Source organism: Xenorhabdus sp. PR6a (genome assembly GCF_028599065.1).
In the GTDB taxonomy this organism is placed as follows: Bacteria; Pseudomonadota; Gammaproteobacteria; order Enterobacterales; family Enterobacteriaceae; genus Xenorhabdus; species Xenorhabdus doucetiae.
Genome location: NZ_JAQRFJ010000003.1, coordinates 12,696 through 27,028, shown reverse-complemented (window position 1 = coordinate 27,028; position 14,333 = coordinate 12,696). Strand labels below are relative to the sequence as shown.

Genomic DNA, 14,333 nt, shown 5'->3' with positions numbered 1-14,333 from the left:
TTTGTTTTTGTGCGCTTGTTGGCCTATTTGACTGGTTTTTGTTATTGGAACCAGATAAAGAAGACGTTTTTTATTAAATAAGGATATGGATCATGTATTCAGGATTATTAATTATTCTCCTGCCTTTAACTCTGGGCTACCTTATTCATCTGAATAATAAAACGATACTGACCCTCGTGCATCAGCTACTCAGTGTCATGGTTTATATCATTCTCATTTTGATGGGCATCAGCCTCGCCACTCTGGAAAATCTGGGCAGTAATTTACTTTCTATTTTTCTGTATGCGGCAACGTTTTTTCTGTGTATTTTTGTGGTTAATATTATCGCGCTTTTCCTTTTGGATAAACGAGAACCGCGGATTATTACCGCACATAGGCCAGAAAAACCGCCCTCACGATTACACATGGCATTAGACTCCGTCAAATTATGCGGCGCATTAGTATTGGGAGTTTTGCTTAGGTTAACAGACTGGTCATGGTTTCATTTCTCCAACCGTGCCAGCGAAATTGCCTTGATTGTTTTGCTCTTTCTCGTTGGAATTCAACTGCGCAATAACGGTATGAACTTAAAGCAAATACTATTGAATCGCCGTGGTATGATCATCGCCATAATCGTTGCCATAAGTTCTCTGCTGGGCGGTATGTTGGCAGCATTTTTATTGGGATTACCGACCAAAACAGGCCTTGCCATTGCATCAGGATACGGCTGGTATTCCCTTTCCGGCATCTTAATTTCCGATGCTTACGGGTCTGTGCTCGGTAGTGCCGCGTTTTTCAATGATTTAGCCCGTGAATTAGCATCAATCATGCTCATTCCCCTGTTAATAAATCGCTACCGCTCAACCTCAATAGGTTTAACAGGTGCAACTTCAATGGACTTTTCTTTACCCATCTTACAACGCTGTGGCGGTGTAAGTATTGTGCCAGTCGCTATCGTTCATGGTTTTATATTGAGCATATTGACCCCTTTGTTCATCGCATTTTTTACTCAATAAAAAACAATCTAAAAAATGCCGGCAATTTGATTAGTTAGCTTATTAATTTGATTAAAATAATAATTTTATGCAGACAGCATTGCATAGTTATGCTTATGGGATTAATATCGCATCAATCAATTAACTATTCATATTTTTCGCATGAGCATTCAATTAAAAAACATAAATTGTTTCTATGGTTCACAACAAGCTCTGTTCGATATCAATTTTGAATGTACATCGGGCGAAACTGTCGTGTTACTGGGACCCAGCGGGGCCGGCAAGAGTTCTTTGCTGCGTGTCTTGAATTTATTGGAGATGCCGCGTGCTGGGCTACTCCATGTGGCTATGCACCAATTTGATTTCAAACAACAGCCTAACCACAAAGAAATTCTGGCGTTGCGCCAAAACGTTGGCATGGTCTTCCAACAATACAACCTGTGGCCCCACCTAACCGTGATGGATAATTTGATTGAGGCACCTTGCCGGGTATTGAAGCAATCGAAACAACAAGCGCGAGAAAAAGCAGCAAAACTACTTTCCCGACTCCGCTTAGGCGAATTCGCCAACCGTTTTCCGCTGCACCTTTCCGGTGGGCAGCAACAGCGGGTTGCCATTGCACGTGCATTAATGATGGAGCCTCAGGTTTTATTGTTTGATGAACCCACGGCTGCACTCGATCCTGAAATCACTTCTCAAGTCATTGGCATTATCAAAGAACTGGCTGAAACCGGTATCACTCAGGTTATAGTGACGCATGAAGTGGAATTAGCGCGCAAAACAGCAAGCCAGGTTGTATACATGGAACAAGGACACATTATCGAAAAAGGTGACATCACTCATTTTATGTCTCCTCAAACAGAAGCCTTTGCGCATTATTTGTCACACTGAATCCAAACATTAACGCAGTTATCAAGCATAAAACTCATAAACAACAGGATATTGCTATGAAAAAATTATTGTTTGCAGCCTTGTTAAGTGCCGTGACCTTATCCGCAACCGCAGCAGAGAAAGCCGCTCTCCGTTTCGCGACAGAAGCAACTTATCCGCCATTTGAATTTATTGATGCAAACAATAAGATTCAAGGATTCGACGTCGATTTAGCAGATGCGATATGTGCAAAACTCAACACAGAGTGTACATTTGCCAATCAGGCTTTCGACAGCCTCATTCCCAGCCTAAAATTTCGCCGTTTTGATGCTCTGATGGCAGGCATTGACATTACGCCAGACCGCCAAAAACAAGTTGATTTTACCCAAGCCTATTATGATAACTCGGCTATTTTCATTGCCATCAAAGGGAAATTTGCTCACATTGCCGATCTCAAAGGTAAACAAGTGGGTATCCAGAATGGCACAACACACCAGAAGTATTTGATGGAGCAACATAAAGAGCTTAAAACCGTACCTTATGACAGCTACCAAAATGCCATCCTTGATTTAAAAAATGGTCGTATTGATGCGGTGTTTGGTGATACTGCCGTTGTCAATGAATGGCTGAAAAAGAATAAAGAATTAAGCACGGTGGGTGATAAGGTGACAGACAAAAACTACTTTGGCATCGGTTTAGGCATTGCCGTTCGCAAAGGCAATAGTGAGTTACTGGATAAATTAAACAAAACACTGGCGGAAATTAAACAAGACGGCACTTACGACACCATCTACAAAAAATGGTTTAAACAATAAATTCAATCCTAATGAATGAACTTCAATCTTTAATCAGTGCCGCCGGAATGACCGTCGGCCTTGCCATCTCTTCGCTTGTCATCGGTTTAGTTTTGGCAATGCTTTTTGCTGCCTGGGAATCTATTCGCTGGAAACCCATCGCTTTTTTAGGCTCCTGCTGGGTTACCTTGATCCGAGGATTACCTGAAATTTTAGTGGTTCTCTTCATCTATTTTGGCAGTTCACAACTGCTGATTACGCTGTCAGAAGGTTTTGATATCAATCTTATCGTCTGGCATCTTAGGATACAGATGGAAATTGACAACTTTGATGTCAGCCCTTTTCTGTGTGGCGTGATTGCCTTGTCTTTGCTCTATTCTGCTTATGCTTCACAAACGCTGCGGGGAGCATTAAAAGCGGTTCCAATCGGGCAGTGGGAAGCGGGTCAGGCGCTGGGGTTAAGTCAACGCCGCATCTTTTTTCGCCTGATCATGCCGCAAATGTGGCGCCATGCCCTGCCGGGGCTTGGTAATCAATGGCTGGTTTTACTGAAAGATACTGCCTTGGTTTCATTAATCAGCGTGAATGATCTGATGTTACAAACAAAAAGTATCGCAACCCGAACTCAGGAACCGTTCACATGGTATATGATTGTTGCTGTAATCTATTTGATCATTACCCTGATCAGCCAGTTTATTCTCAAACAGCTTGAAATGCGCACCACCCATTTTGAACGGAGTGCTTCATGATGTTTGAATATATCAAGGAAATTTTACCCGGCTTGCAAACCAGCCTTAGTTTGACTTTCTCAGCACTGCTGATTGCATTCTTACTATCCATTGTCTTGACCATGATCCTGGCAATGAGATTACCGGTGCTTTCTCAGTTAGTAAGAGGCTATATCACGCTATTTACCGGAACCCCGCTCCTTGTCCAGTTTTTTTTAATTTACTATGGGCCGGGTCAATTTCCGTCGCTCAAAGAATATCCGTGGATTTGGCAACTGATGTCAGAGCCGTGGCTATGTGCAATGGTGACATTGGCATTGAATAGTGCCGCTTACTCAACCCAGCTATTTTTCGGGGCTGTCAAAGCCATTCCGGCGGGGCAATGGCAATCCTGCCAGGCTCTCGGGATGTCCAACGCGCATTCTATGCGCATTCTGCTACCTTACGCTTTTAAGCGAGCACTCTCTTCCTACTCCAATGAAGTTGTGCTGATTTTCAAGAGTACGTCACTGGCCAGTACCATCACCTTATTAGACATCATGGGATATAGCCAACTCCAATTCGGGCGCAGTTATGATGTCACCGTATTTGTTGCCGCAGGTATTATTTATCTCTGCATCAATGGCCTGTTGACACTGCTGATGCGTATAATTGAACGACGAGCCTTATTATTTGAACATCGCAATTAATGACCTGACTTTATATCACCCAACCCCGTGCTAGCTTATCGTTATCACGGGGTACACAGGATAATTGTATAAAACCGGGTTATTAATTTACGTCAAGAACTAACAGTGCTAATGTTTCATAATGTTCGGTATGAGGGAACATATCGAATAACTGCACTTTTTCTATTCGATATTGTTTAAGCATCGTGATATCTTTCGCCATCGTCTGAGCATTGCAACTCGAATAGAGAACAAATTTAGGCGCCATCCGGCTAAGGTATTCACAAAGCGCTTTACCAATCCCTCTACGAGGAGGATTGACCAAGACTAACTCCGGTATTTGTGATTTATCAAGAGCAAAATGGGTAGAATCCAGCGCCTGAAAGTCTACCTGCTCCAACCCAAGGCTTTTGGCAGAATTTTTCGCACAGCTAATCGCTTCTGCACAGATCTCAATCCCTGTTAATCGGGTCTTTTTATCGGCACAATGCAGACCAAAACCACCCGCACCACAAAACAGATCCCACATACTGCTAATATTCAATTCCCTGACCCAACGCCCTGCGGTTGCATACAACGCTGAGGCAACATTCGGATTCGTCTGGAAAAAACTACGCGGACGAATATACAGTGGAATGCCGTTAAAAATTTCCTTCAACATCAGACGGTCAGTAAAAATAATTTCCTTCTCACCTTCCAGAATCGCCATATGGATTGGTTGAATATTAGCGGAAATCACGGTTGCTTGTGGTAACTGTTCCTTTAACCAAGGCAAAGCCCGCTCCAGTTGAGCCAGTTTTGTTTCTGAACGCAAGACAAAGCGCAGCATGATTTCACCATTAGCACGACTTTCTGTCAGAAGAATATGTTTTAATTCTCCTCTCTTGCGTTCCACGTTGTACGGAACCAAGCCAGCTTTGGCGATAAATGTTTTGATGACGGCAAATACGGCCTGAAAATATTCTGGATACAGCGGACAATCGCAAAGATCCACCGTTCTGCCATCACGATGCAACATACCAAGCAATGGGCGCTCAACACTGCCACTGACGACCATCTTGGCTTTATTACGAAACTCACTTGTTTCGCTGGTAACTGGCGACAGCCAATGTACTACTGATTCTTCCTGTAAAAGTTGCTTTAAATGTTGTTGTTTATCAGATAATTGCTGTGAATAGGACTTATCGAGCCACTGACAGGAGTGACAATGCCCCGCGGTATACTGCGCACATTGCATCGTAAAAAAACCGTATCAAAAAATATTAGTGCAAGGTAAATGTTGATGTTTTCGTCGAAGCCAATGATTCTTCATCCTCAACGTCCACTTCCATCTCACTTTCCATATCATGATTGACATAGAGAAGATTATTGCTGTGAATTTCAAAAATCACATTGGCAATTTGTTCTTCACCCTGCTGCATAAAATTGGAAAATTGTTCGAAAGTCATTCCAGCAGCGACAGGGAATGCCTGACAAACAATCAACTTAGGCAAGTTTTCATCCTGAACATCAAGAAATGCCTTCACAGTAAGGGAACAGGCATTAATCTGACTCAAATTAGCAACTAATGGAATTATTGCTGTTGGCCTGACTTCGGCTAAAGCAGAAAACAAGACTACATCACCCAATAGATCAATCTTGGCATCAAACAGGCCATCAATATTCTGCATATGAGGCAAATGCAAGACTGAGCCTGAATCATTCTCAAAATAAGAGATCTTAAGCCGTTCAAGCCACGTGCACAAAATTGACAAATCGGGAATAACCATAGAATCCATCGAATTAACCTCATATGACCGAGAAGTTACACATGCTACCTAAGGGAACTTCCCCAGCGAGTAGCCTCATGTACAATAATTAACCTATTTTGTTTTTTTCATCATCAGTGACAATCTGATGGTTTTTATCCGCTTTCTTATGATCAATACCCAAAAAGGAAAGATTATAGACCGCACGCCAGATAATATGGATAGCTGCCGGTATCAAGCAACCTATGCCCAATAAAATCATAGCAATGTGTGCTTCTGCCGTCATTAGTAAAGGTGATAGAATTATGCTATCGGTTATCGACAGATAAGCCAGAATCAACAGACCTATTCCCAATATTTCCAATAAAATAACTAACTTAGGCATGTCAGCCAATGAGCGCATCTCTTTTGATGGTTTCATTTTCATTCTTTAACCCGCTCCAGCCTGAAAAACAGGCTTTCCGTTACTGATGGTAGCCTATCATACCTGAATCCCGCTTATTGGCAGGACTAATTACAATAAAAGGTAATTCCTGCTTTTTTTTATTAATACTTACAGGCATAGTAACCCCAGATGACATTCCATGAAGTTCATGATCATTACCACTAAGGAGTTTGTATGTACACTGTCATTTTTGGTCGCCCAGGTTGCCCATACTGCGTTCGCGCCAAAGAACTCGCTGAAAAATTAAAAGCAGAGCGCGACGATTTTGACTATCGTTATGTCGATATCTGGGCTGAAAACATCACCAAAAACGACTTATCAAAAACGGTGGGCAAGCCTGTTGAAACCGTTCCTCAAATCTTCATTGACGAGAAACATATCGGTGGCTGCACAGATTTTGAAGCTTATGCTAAAGAAAATCTGGGACTCTACAAATAATCGAACTCAATAATTAGCCAGAAAATCAGTCGTCAAAAAAATCGCTATCCGGCCAGAAACCTTCTCTTTGCTGGATAGCAAGTGCTTTAACCATACTGCCCTTCGGTAAAAATTCCACCCTCTTGAAAAAATTTTGCAATTTTTTTCCCAAGAATGAGAACTTTCACATCATCATGCAGTCTTAATTATTGCCACTGCTTTTCTTTGATGTCCCCATATTGAGGAGCCCGATAGTCACCCACTTTGGTTAAAGACTATCGGGTTTTTTGTTAGTCATGACACCAGTTACGAATTATTTGCAAGATAGAGGTTATCTTTCATTACTATCACATTGCCTATATTATTTACTCATGCAACATCAACAGGCATTAAATAAAATTATTAATCAATGTAATTCTCTTTTTTATGTGAAATTATTATTGTTAACAACAAGTTGATAAAATAAAATCACCCTGTTTACGTAAATATCTCGCTTGTGAGGCTCACCTTGCTAGAACAACTTAACCACAATCTGTTTACCTTTATCAATGCAACCCCAGATTCCCCGCCAGCAATGATCTCGCTTGCCATCTTTATAGCGAAATATTGCGTACTGATTTACCCTGTTACTCTGGCTATCTGCTGGCTTTGGGGAAGGGAAAAAGCCATCACATCACAACGCAGGGTTGTCAGTAAATCTTGCATTGCTTTTGCCTTTGGCATAGCGACATCCTATATCATCGGCGTCATTGTTCCACATGCCCGACCATTTGTTGAAGGTTTTGGCCATAACTTTCTTTATCACGCTCCCACGGAATCTTTTCCCAGTAACCACGGTACAGCAGTCTTTACTTTCGCTCTGGCATTTATATTTTGGCACCGGATTTGGTCAGGTTTATGCCTAATGGCTATCGCCTGTGCCATTGCCTGGTCCCGTGTCTATGTGGGCGTTCACTGGCCAATCGATATGGTTGGTGCATTTTTAGTAAGCCTGTTAGCATGTGCTTTTTCCCAAATATTTTGGAGCCAATATGGAGAGTATTTGCAAAACAAACTAACCCGGCTTTACCAATTCTGCTGTGCGTTTTTTATCAAAAAAGGGTGGGTAAAAAATTAACCAAACAACGCCAAATTGCCGCTCGCAAGACGAAATCCACTTATTATCTCCCCGCGCCACGGGGAGATAATAAATGCACCTTGAAGTACGACGAGTATAAATATCGGAGTAAAATCATTCGTTATATTTAACAATACATCACCCTAAAATGATTAGCATTTATTCATAAACACAGCGCTAACGAACAAACTTCACACACACAAATTGACTATCCTTAAAATCCTCATTAATTCATAATCAATACAAAACACATATTCATTCAAAGAATAAATATCACTGCCAATGGAGAAGGATGTTTATTTTTTACAATTTATCAATGTGTTATACTGATTTAACTTATAGGCAAAAATACATCAAGACAAAAATCTTAGCCCTTATAATACAATTTCAAGCTATTCCAATACCAAGTAAGAAAAAATCATTAATATGTAAATATCATTAAGTAATAAACCAGATAGATATTGGAATTTAAAATAAAAATAATGATATATTTTTAACAAAACTCGCATTTTATTTTATTTAATATTTAATTAACATATCGATAAACATTTGTAACAGTTTTCATTTTCTATATAAATCTTGCAATTGCGAGAGTGATCACGGTACATTTCACTGAAAATAACTATATTTCCCCCATCAAAAATCTGGGGTTAAGTTTTTGGATTTAGACAAAACAGGTGAGTTGAAGATCCTTTGCTTTAAATGAATGGGTTTTAAGTGAATGGTTTTAGGTGAATGGTTTTAAGTGAACAGCTTTAAGTGAACATATTTCAGGCAACTTATTAATGTAGTAAATAATGTAGCGATAATGTAGTAATAAAAACGTTTAGATAAACACCAACGCAATATCTGACAACTTATTATTCATATAAAAATCCAACTCGCGCATTTAATTAATGTGCGGGTTTAGTAGTCTTTAAATTTTACTTTACCGCGTTATTTCGGAGATACCTATGGACACATCTCAAGCAGGTTCGATCGCATCCTCTGCTTCCAGCAAAAGCGATTACACTACCTGGCGTAAATCAGACACTGTATGGATGCTGGGGTTATACGGCACAGCGATTGGGGCCGGTGTTTTATTTCTTCCCATCAATGCCGGTATTGGTGGTTTAATTCCACTGATTATCATGGCAATCCTTGCTCTTCCGATGACATTTTTTGCCCATCGTGGAATGTGCCGTTTTGTTTTATCCGGTAAAGGCAACGGTGAAGATATCACCGGCGTGGTAGAAGAACATTTTGGTAAATTTGCAGGTTTCCTGATCACCATCCTCTACTTCTTTGCCATTTATCCTATCCTGCTCGTGTACAGCGTTGCACTGACCAATACGGTAGAGAGTTTTATTGTCCACCAGCTACAAATAGATGCCCCACCACGCGCATTGCTGGCGCTGGTATTGCTGCTTGGTGTGATGAGCATTATCCGTTTCGGCGAGAAAGCCATTGTTAAGGCCATGAGTGTATTGGTGTTCCCATTCGTCACCGTTTTGATGCTGTTGGCTCTGTATTTAATCCCTCACTGGAACACCACCATTTTTGATAGCCTGTCGCAGGACAGTACCCTATCTTCTACAAGCAATAGCGGCCTGCTATTTACCCTGTGGCTGGCGATCCCTGTGATGGTTTTCTCTTTTAACCATTCTCCAATCATCTCAGCCTTTGCCGTTGCAAAACGTGAAGAATACGGTGAGCACGCAGAGAAAAAATGTTCACGCATTTTGGCTTATGCCCACATTATGATGGTGCTGACAGTAATGTTCTTTGTTTTCAGTTGTGTACTGAGCTTGTCACCGGAAAACCTGGCAGAAGCCAAAGCGCAGAACATCACTATTCTGTCCTATCTGGCTAACCACTTTCGTGTACCCACTATTGAGTATATTGCTCCCTTCATCGCTTTCATTGCGATCACCAAATCTTTCCTCGGCCACTATCTTGGCGCCCGTGAAGGCTTCAACGGCATTATCAACAAGGCAATGATGAACACCAAGGGAAAAACCATTCAGCACAAAACGCTGAATCGTATCACTAGCCTCTTTATGCTGATCAGTGCCTGGATCGTTGCGACGCTTAACCCAAGTATCCTGAATATCATTGAGTCACTGGGCGGACCAATTATTGCGATGATCTTGTTTATCATGCCAATGTACGCCATCAAAAAAGTGCCGGCTATGCGCAAATATGCAGGTAAACCAAGCAATATTTTTGTTGTGATAACCGGATCAATTGCTATTTCAGCGGCGATTTACTCCGTCATGTAATCAGCAGCTTTCTCCGGCAGTAGCCCATAAAAAAATGCCAGTCCCCAAAAGGTCGACTGGCATTTTCTGTTTATAGACTAACCAAAAATCGCGTTAAACCAACCGATAACCGTCTTTACAACGAAATCCCATGTACGCCCAAAGAAGCCACTTTCTTCTACTGCTTCTTTAACAACCAATGGGCGCTGATCAATAATTTTATCATTCAGCAGAAAATTCACCGTGCCCACCACTTGGTTCTGAGTCAATGGTGCCTCAAGTGAGGTATTATCCAGCGTAAAGCTCGCTTTCAAATTTCCTGCTTGCCCACGGGGAACGATCACTGCAGCATCTTTTTCTACCCCCAATGCGACTTCTGGACGCGTTCCGTACCAGACTTTTTCCGTCACCAACGTATCACTGGCCTTCAATGGTGTCGCCGATTCATAAAAACGAAATCCCCATGACAACAGTTTTTCACTGTCAGAAAAACGTACACGATCACTGGGAGCGCCCAATACCACGGAAATCAGACGCATTGGTCCCTCAGTTGCTGATGCAACAAGGTTGTAGCCGGCACCACTGGTATGTCCGGTTTTGACACCATCCACATTCATGTTTTGATTCCATAACAAGCGGTTGCGATTAGGCTGGCGGATGTTGTTAAAGGTGAATTCTTTTTCTTTATTCAGCGCATATTCTTCCGGCACATCACGGATCATGGCCTGACTCAAAAGAGCCATATCATAGGCGGTACTGTACTGCCCTGCCGCATCCAAACCATGCACGGTTTTGAAATGAGTGTTGGTTAATTTTAGCGTTTCCGAATACTTGTTCATCAAATCAACGAAGGCATCCTGACTGCCTGCAACATAATCTGCCAGTGCGATACTGGCGTCATTACCGGATTGAATGACAATACCGCGGTTCAGATCAATCACCTTAACTCTGTCGCCGGGTTTCAAAAACATCAGAGATGACCCCTTAAGTACGGGATTCCCGGTAGCCCAGGCATCTTTGCCAACGGTGACCATATCTTCTGTGGATATTTTCCCTGACTTGATCGCCTGCCCAATGACATAACTGGTCATCATTTTCGTCAAGCTGGCAGGGTCTAACCGCTCATCTGCGTTATTTGAGGCCAGAATTTTTCCACTGGCATAATCCATCAATACATAGGCTCTTGCATCAATTTCAGGTGCCGCGGGTTGCTCCATTGCATATACACTGACGCTCGCCAACCAGAAAACACTCAAGCCAAAAGTAAAAGATTTAATTATTGCTATCTGCCGTCTGTTTTTCATCTTCGCTCGCCCTTTCTCAATAAAAACTTTATTAATATAGGATGTTATGAGAGAAGACTCCAACCCCATAACGTAAAGATTTTTCTGTTATTCAGCCCACTTTATTGTCATATTATCAATGAATAAATTTTCATAATGGTGAACGTTTGTCATCTTGAAACACTATTTTAGATGTGTTCTGAATTAAGGAGAAAATGATGTTAACAATCTGGGGCCGTAAAAATTCATCAAACGTGAAAAAAGTGCTTTGGTGTCTGGAAGAGCTCAATGTGCCCTATCAACAAGTTGATATCGGTGGCAAATTTGGCCAACTCAACGATCCTGAATACCTGCGCATGAACCCCAATGCTGTCATTCCTTGTTTGCAAGAAGACGATTTTATTTTATGGGAATCCAACACCATTGTTCGTTATCTTGCGGCGAAATTTGGCAAAGACAGCCTTTACCCGGCTGATCTCCAAGAAAGAGCCAGCGTTGAAAAGTGGATGGATTGGGTCGGTTGCAACCTCTTCCCGCCGATTAAACAATTTATGATTAGTTTTGTCAGAACACCGGAAGATCAGCGTGACCCTCAAGTTATTGCCCAATCTTTAGCAGAGATTGAAAAGTTGCTGAAAATTGTCGATAGCACCCTAAGCAATCAACAATATCTCTCCGGCGACAAATTGGGTATGGCCGATATCGCCCTGGCTCCGCTGGCCTATTTATGGTTAGGCGTAGAGATAGAGCGCCCGTCTCTGCCAAACCTGGAGCGCTGGTATCAATTATTGACCGAAAGACCGGCTTTCCAAAAAATTGTTATGATAGAAATCAATTGAGCCTTTGACTTGTGAGTTTATTAACTCATTGGCATTCTGCCGGGATCGGGGAACTGATACTCAAATCCCAGTTCCCGACAGATACGACTGCCATCCACTACTTTGCCGTCTTTGCCGTCAATTTTCAGCTTACTTTCAATTTCTGCGCTTTCTGACAGCAAAAATTCTGGCGGGGTCAGATCAAGCTGGTGACTGGCTGACGGATAAAACGCCGCTTTTTTCGGATGGATTGGTGCACACAAATTAAAAAGATGCCCCCCTTCCGGTTGTTGAATAAGCAATTTAATGGCCGAAATGACATCATCTTGATGGACTAAATTAACCGCACTTTCTCCCCCCTTAAGCGCCTTTTTTCCTGCGAGAAAACGCCCCGCATGACGCCCATTACCGACCAAGCCAGCCAAACGTAATACATCGACCGACGTATTGGGCAGTTGATGCAGCCAGTTTTCCAACTCAACCAGCGCCTTGGCCGATTCAGTATCGGGGTACAGTGGATCATCTTCATTGAGACAGCCAACAGACGAACCATAAACTGAAGTCGAACTGGTAAAAATAATCCGCGGAACCGAATACGAAAGTGCGGTGTCAACAAGTAGTTGCACTGCTTTGACATATTCCTTCCCACCCCCAGCAACCCCACTCACAGGCAATGCCAAAACCAGCACATCAACCAACATCAGTTGATCAAGATCATCTGCATCGCAAATAATCTGAGGCACCAGGTTCAATAGGTAACAATCCACCCCGCACAGACAAGCCGCTTCAACACCATCGGATGTTGTTTTACTGCCAACAACCTGCATTCCTCCGCGTTGTAATACTTGTGCCAATGGCATTCCTAACCAACCCAGTCCAATAATGGAAACTTTTTTCACCATGATCCCCTTAAGCACGATGCGACTTAAAAACAATACATTAATATAAAATAAACATCTTTTTTTAAAAAAGAGTTTGCTTTTTATACACAAAATAGTATAGGTTAAACAACAAGCAGCCAATCCTTAGTCATAAATATATCGTTTATTATAAAGTTACGTATAGTCATTATTCAGTACATACATCCTTGTATAAAACAGCCTGAAATACAGATAGAGAACGCGCATATGAACCGTATTCAATTTAACCATCATCATCACCATCATCCTGACTAGTCTTTCAGGCTGCTGTGTGCTGGAAGACATTTAACCCGTCTTCCGGTGGCATGAATACGATAAAAAACCCTCGGAAGATTTTCCGAGGGTTTTTTGTTTCTGATTTCTACGAATGAGTTACTGACTAAATCTTAAGATAAGGTAAAACACAACATGCTAGATAAGACACGCTTACGCATCGCTATTCAAAAATCAGGCCGTCTGAGTGATGACTCCAGAACGTTACTGGCCCGTTGCGGTATCAAAATTAATTTACAGCAACAGCGCCTGATCGCATTTGCTGAAAATATGCCTATCGATATTCTGCGTGTCCGCGACGATGATATTCCGGGCCTTGTGATGGATGGTGTGGTCGATCTGGGCATTATTGGGGAAAACGTCCTTGAGGAAGAATTACTGACCCGTCGGGCACAGGGAGAAGATCCTCGCTATCTGACATTGCGCCGCCTCGATTTTGGTGATTGCCGGCTTTCCCTGGCAACGCCTTTAGATTGCGATTATACCGGCGTGGAATGCCTGCAAGATTCCCGCATCGCAACCTCATATCCGCATTTATTGAAACGTTATTTCGATCAAAAAGGCATCCACTTCAAATCTTGTCTTCTCAATGGTTCAGTTGAAGTTGCTCCCCGTGCTGGGCTTGCAGACGCTATCTGTGATTTAGTTTCAACCGGCGCCACGTTGGAAGCCAATGGCTTGCGGGAAGTTGAAGTGATTTATCGCTCAAAGGCCTGTTTGATCCAACGCGATGGCGAAATGCCGGAAGCCAAGCAACAGCTTATTGACAAATTGATGCTCCGCATCCAAGGCGTTATTCAGGCGCGGGAATCCAAATACATCATGCTACATGCTCCCAGCGACAAACTGGAAGAGATTATATCCCTGCTGCCGGGCGCAGAACGCCCCACTATCTTGCCACTGGCGGGGGCACAAAACCGCGTCGCCATGCACATGGTCAGTAGTGAGACGCTGTTCTGGGAAACCATGGAAAAACTCAAGGTATTAGGTGCCAGTTCCATTCTGGTTCTGCCCATTGAAAAAATGATGGAGTGACCG

The 14,333-nt window shown here is 42.4% G+C and carries 16 protein-coding genes and 1 other annotated feature; of the genes, 11 read left to right on the top strand and 5 right to left on the bottom strand.

What is annotated here, in order from left to right; translation table 11 throughout:
• Positions 1-92: 92 nt before the first annotated feature.
• From PSI15_RS01390 to artM, 5 genes are all read left to right on the top strand, one after another.
• The gene (locus PSI15_RS01390) at positions 93-995 is read left to right on the top strand and encodes a lysine exporter LysO family protein (RefSeq protein ID WP_273581978.1); all 903 of its coding nucleotides are present in this window, start codon (positions 93-95) and stop codon (positions 993-995) included.
• Between the two features lie 141 nt (positions 996-1,136).
• Positions 1,137-1,865, top strand: a complete 729-nt coding sequence (gene artP / locus PSI15_RS01385; protein ID WP_273581977.1) for an arginine ABC transporter ATP-binding protein ArtP — start codon at positions 1,137-1,139, stop codon at positions 1,863-1,865.
• A 56-nt stretch (positions 1,866-1,921) separates the two neighbouring features.
• Positions 1,922-2,659: an arginine ABC transporter substrate-binding protein gene (artJ, locus tag PSI15_RS01380; RefSeq protein ID WP_273581976.1), complete on the top strand. Its 738-nt coding sequence runs from the start codon at positions 1,922-1,924 to the stop codon at positions 2,657-2,659.
• 11 nt (positions 2,660-2,670) lie between these two features.
• The gene (artQ, locus tag PSI15_RS01375) at positions 2,671-3,387 is read left to right on the top strand and encodes an arginine ABC transporter permease ArtQ (protein ID WP_273581975.1); all 717 of its coding nucleotides are present in this window, start codon (positions 2,671-2,673) and stop codon (positions 3,385-3,387) included.
• Positions 3,387-4,055 (top strand): arginine ABC transporter permease ArtM, encoded by a 669-nt coding sequence (artM, locus tag PSI15_RS01370; protein WP_273582051.1) that lies wholly within the window; start codon positions 3,387-3,389, stop codon positions 4,053-4,055. Before artQ ends, artM begins: the two co-directional genes overlap by 1 nt.
• Before the next feature lie 82 nt (positions 4,056-4,137).
• On the opposite strand, the gene rlmC is transcribed toward artM, so the two are convergent.
• From rlmC to PSI15_RS01355, 3 genes are all read right to left on the bottom strand, one after another.
• Positions 4,138-5,271: a 23S rRNA (uracil(747)-C(5))-methyltransferase RlmC gene (rlmC, locus tag PSI15_RS01365; RefSeq protein WP_045969919.1), complete on the bottom strand. Its 1,134-nt coding sequence runs from the start codon at positions 5,269-5,271 to the stop codon at positions 4,138-4,140.
• Positions 5,272-5,296: 25 nt separating this feature from the next.
• Positions 5,297-5,812 carry a YbjN domain-containing protein gene (locus tag PSI15_RS01360; RefSeq protein ID WP_045969917.1) on the bottom strand — a complete coding sequence of 172 codons (516 nt, stop codon included), beginning with the start codon at positions 5,810-5,812 and terminating at the stop codon, positions 5,297-5,299.
• A gap of 79 nt (positions 5,813-5,891) precedes the next feature.
• Entirely contained in the window at positions 5,892-6,209 is a 318-nt protein-coding gene (locus PSI15_RS01355; RefSeq protein ID WP_273581974.1) for a YbjC family protein, read from the bottom strand.
• Positions 6,210-6,401: 192 nt separating this feature from the next.
• On the opposite strand from PSI15_RS01355, the gene PSI15_RS01350 reads away from it, so the two are divergent.
• The 3 genes from PSI15_RS01350 to PSI15_RS01340 all read left to right on the top strand — a co-directional run bounded on the left by PSI15_RS01350 (position 6,402) and on the right by PSI15_RS01340 (position 10,022).
• On the top strand, positions 6,402-6,665 hold the full coding sequence (locus tag PSI15_RS01350) for a GrxA family glutaredoxin (RefSeq protein WP_045969913.1): 264 nt from the start codon (positions 6,402-6,404) through the stop codon (positions 6,663-6,665).
• 487 nt (positions 6,666-7,152) lie between these two features.
• Positions 7,153-7,761, top strand: coding sequence for an undecaprenyl-diphosphate phosphatase (ybjG, locus tag PSI15_RS01345; RefSeq protein ID WP_273581973.1), 609 nt, complete (start codon positions 7,153-7,155; stop codon positions 7,759-7,761).
• Between the two features lie 953 nt (positions 7,762-8,714).
• Positions 8,715-10,022: an HAAAP family serine/threonine permease gene (locus PSI15_RS01340; RefSeq protein WP_273581972.1), complete on the top strand. Its 1,308-nt coding sequence runs from the start codon at positions 8,715-8,717 to the stop codon at positions 10,020-10,022.
• Between the two features lie 77 nt (positions 10,023-10,099).
• Here PSI15_RS01340 and PSI15_RS01335 read toward each other — a convergent pair whose 3' ends face one another.
• The gene (locus PSI15_RS01335; protein ID WP_273581971.1) at positions 10,100-11,305 is read right to left on the bottom strand and encodes a serine hydrolase; all 1,206 of its coding nucleotides are present in this window, start codon (positions 11,303-11,305) and stop codon (positions 10,100-10,102) included.
• Between the two features lie 197 nt (positions 11,306-11,502).
• Here PSI15_RS01335 and PSI15_RS01330 point away from each other — a divergent pair, with 197 nt between their 5' ends.
• Positions 11,503-12,123: a glutathione S-transferase family protein gene (locus tag PSI15_RS01330; RefSeq protein WP_273581970.1), complete on the top strand. Its 621-nt coding sequence runs from the start codon at positions 11,503-11,505 to the stop codon at positions 12,121-12,123.
• Between the two features lie 20 nt (positions 12,124-12,143).
• Here the strand turns inward: PSI15_RS01330 and PSI15_RS01325 are convergent, their stop codons facing one another.
• Positions 12,144-13,001 (bottom strand): SDR family oxidoreductase, encoded by an 858-nt coding sequence (locus tag PSI15_RS01325; RefSeq protein WP_273582050.1) that lies wholly within the window; start codon positions 12,999-13,001, stop codon positions 12,144-12,146.
• 228 nt (positions 13,002-13,229) lie between these two features.
• On the opposite strand from PSI15_RS01325, the gene hisL reads away from it, so the two are divergent.
• Positions 13,230-13,277, top strand: coding sequence for a his operon leader peptide (gene hisL, locus PSI15_RS01320; protein WP_113967449.1), 48 nt, complete (start codon positions 13,230-13,232; stop codon positions 13,275-13,277).
• Positions 13,253-13,375 (top strand) — a sequence feature (His leader region). It overlaps the preceding gene by 25 nt.
• A 55-nt stretch (positions 13,376-13,430) precedes the next feature.
• On the top strand, positions 13,431-14,330 hold the full coding sequence (gene hisG / locus PSI15_RS01315) for an ATP phosphoribosyltransferase (protein WP_273581969.1): 900 nt from the start codon (positions 13,431-13,433) through the stop codon (positions 14,328-14,330).
• Positions 14,331-14,333 lie beyond the last annotated feature (3 nt).

Excerpts from the sequence above, each read along its gene's own strand:
- PSI15_RS01350 (WP_045969913.1), top strand. The coding sequence starts at position 6,402 with ATGTACACTGTCATTTTTGGTCGCCCAGGTTGCCCATACTGCGTTCGC.
- hisG (WP_273581969.1), top strand. The coding sequence starts at position 13,431 with ATGCTAGATAAGACACGCTTACGCATCGCTATTCAAAAATCAGGCCGT.
- PSI15_RS01355 (WP_273581974.1), bottom strand. The coding sequence starts at position 6,209 with ATGAAAATGAAACCATCAAAAGAGATGCGCTCATTGGCTGACATGCCT.
- PSI15_RS01390 (WP_273581978.1), top strand. The coding sequence starts at position 93 with ATGTATTCAGGATTATTAATTATTCTCCTGCCTTTAACTCTGGGCTAC.
- rlmC (WP_045969919.1), bottom strand. The coding sequence starts at position 5,271 with ATGCAATGTGCGCAGTATACCGCGGGGCATTGTCACTCCTGTCAGTGG.
- artJ (WP_273581976.1), top strand. The coding sequence starts at position 1,922 with ATGAAAAAATTATTGTTTGCAGCCTTGTTAAGTGCCGTGACCTTATCC.
- artM (WP_273582051.1), top strand. The coding sequence starts at position 3,387 with ATGTTTGAATATATCAAGGAAATTTTACCCGGCTTGCAAACCAGCCTT.
- artP (WP_273581977.1), top strand. The coding sequence starts at position 1,137 with ATGAGCATTCAATTAAAAAACATAAATTGTTTCTATGGTTCACAACAA.
- PSI15_RS01340 (WP_273581972.1), top strand. The coding sequence starts at position 8,715 with ATGGACACATCTCAAGCAGGTTCGATCGCATCCTCTGCTTCCAGCAAA.
- PSI15_RS01335 (WP_273581971.1), bottom strand. The coding sequence starts at position 11,305 with ATGAAAAACAGACGGCAGATAGCAATAATTAAATCTTTTACTTTTGGC.
- PSI15_RS01330 (WP_273581970.1), top strand. The coding sequence starts at position 11,503 with ATGTTAACAATCTGGGGCCGTAAAAATTCATCAAACGTGAAAAAAGTG.
- artQ (WP_273581975.1), top strand. The coding sequence starts at position 2,671 with ATGAATGAACTTCAATCTTTAATCAGTGCCGCCGGAATGACCGTCGGC.
- PSI15_RS01360 (WP_045969917.1), bottom strand. The coding sequence starts at position 5,812 with ATGGATTCTATGGTTATTCCCGATTTGTCAATTTTGTGCACGTGGCTT.